We start from the raw sequence: 1,659 nt of genomic DNA, 5'->3' as shown, positions 1-1,659 counted from the left end.
CAGGTGCGCGACGCGTTCACCGGGGTGCGCATCGTCGACTCCGCGTCGCCGGACTGGTTCGAAGAGACCCCCACCCGTGTGCGCGCCGTGCCGATCGTGCGTGAGCGGGCCCACGACGACGTCGCCCCGCGCGTGATCGGGGTGCTCACCCGTCACACGAACCTGGGTGAGACCCGCACTCCGTCACGACAGCAGATCACCTTCAACGACTGCGCCGACGACCTGTTCGCCATGGTGGCCTCCGCCGACTTCCCCGACCTCACCGCGCCGACGTCGCCGCGCCGCGGTGCGCCGCGCGCGTCGGACGGCCTCATCCGGCTCGATCCCGACGGTGTGACCACGTTCGCCAGCCCCAACGCGCTGTCCGCCTTCAACAGGCTCGGCTTCGAGGAGGAGCTGGAGGGCGAGTCGCTCGTGGAGGTGACCACCGGCATCCTGCCCGCGAACCGCCAGTTCGACGAGTCGCTCCCGGTCGTCGTCACCGGGCGCGCGCCCTGGCGCGCCGACGTCGAGGCGCGCGGGGTGACCGTGTCGCTGCGCACCATTCCGCTGCGCGACCACGACAAGCGCATCGGCGCCATCGTCCTCTGCCGCGACGTCACCGAGATCCGGCATCAGGAGCAGGAGCTCATCACGAAGGATGCGACGATCCGTGAGATCCACCATCGCGTGAAGAACAACCTGCAGACGGTGGCATCGCTGCTGCGGATCCAGTCGCGGCGCACGCACTCCGATGAGGCCCGCGAGGCCCTGACTCAGGCGATGCGCCGGGTGTCGGCGATCGCGGTGGTGCACGACACGCTGTCAGAGGGGCTCGCGCAGAACGTCGACTTCGATGACGTCTTCGCCCGCGTGCTCAAGCTGGTCGCCGAGGTGGCCGCGGCGCCGAACACCCGCGCGCGCACGCGCACGACCGGACAGTTCGGCACGCTGCCGAGTGAATATGCCACGCCGCTGGCGCTGGCGCTCACGGAACTGGTCACCAACGCCGTCGAGCACGGCCTCGCCGGCAAGGAGGGCGATGTGGAGATCGCCGCGGAGCGCACCGGCGAGCGGCTGGAGGTGAGTGTGCGCGACACCGGCAGCGGGCTGCCCGAGGGGCAGGTCGGCCGCGGGCTCGGCACGCAGATCGTGCGGACGCTCATTCAGGGGGAGCTGGGCGGCACCATCGACTGGCACACCATCATGGGCAGCGGCACCGAGGTGACCATCGACATTCCGCTGCGCTACATCGCGCGCAGCGCGGGCTAGTCCGTTCGGGGGTGCGCGGGCGCTCTGGCGCCAGTGGCCGTGCGCGCCTTCCGGCGCGCACGGCGTGCGGCCGTCAGCTGGCGCGGCGGGCGCGTGCGGCGCGGCGCTTCAGGGCGCGGCGCTCGTCTTCGGAAAGACCGCCCCACACTCCGGAGTCCTGGCCGGTCTCGAGGGCGTACTGCAGGCAGATCTCTGTCACGGTGCATCGAGCACACACCGCTTTGGCCTTTTCGATCTGCTCAACCGCGGGGCCGGTATTGCCCACGGGGAAGAACAATTCGGGGTCGACGGTCAGGCAGGCGGATTTGTCGCGCCAATCCATATTGGGGTGCTCCTTGATGGGGGGGAATTGTTCACGTGCGTTTCAGGGTGCCGATTCGGGTTCCGGTACTCTGGGGATGTGCGAGC

At 70.0% G+C, this 1,659-nt stretch carries 2 protein-coding genes; one reads left to right on the top strand and one right to left on the bottom strand.

Annotation, left to right across the window (positions count from 1 at the left end):
* Positions 1–1,251, top strand: a 1,251-nt coding sequence (locus tag NQ160_RS23475; RefSeq protein ID WP_257517409.1) for a sensor histidine kinase, incomplete at its 5' end; no start/stop codon positions are given.
* Positions 1,252–1,324: 73 nt separating this feature from the next.
* Here NQ160_RS23475 and NQ160_RS23470 read toward each other — a convergent pair.
* Positions 1,325–1,573 carry a WhiB family transcriptional regulator gene (locus NQ160_RS23470; protein WP_191718336.1) on the bottom strand — a complete coding sequence of 83 codons (249 nt, stop codon included), beginning with the start codon at positions 1,571–1,573 and terminating at the stop codon, positions 1,325–1,327.
* Positions 1,574–1,659 lie beyond the last annotated feature (86 nt).

Source organism: Microbacterium sp. zg.Y909, assembly GCF_024626565.1.
This window is presented reverse-complemented; position numbering and strand designations above follow the sequence as displayed.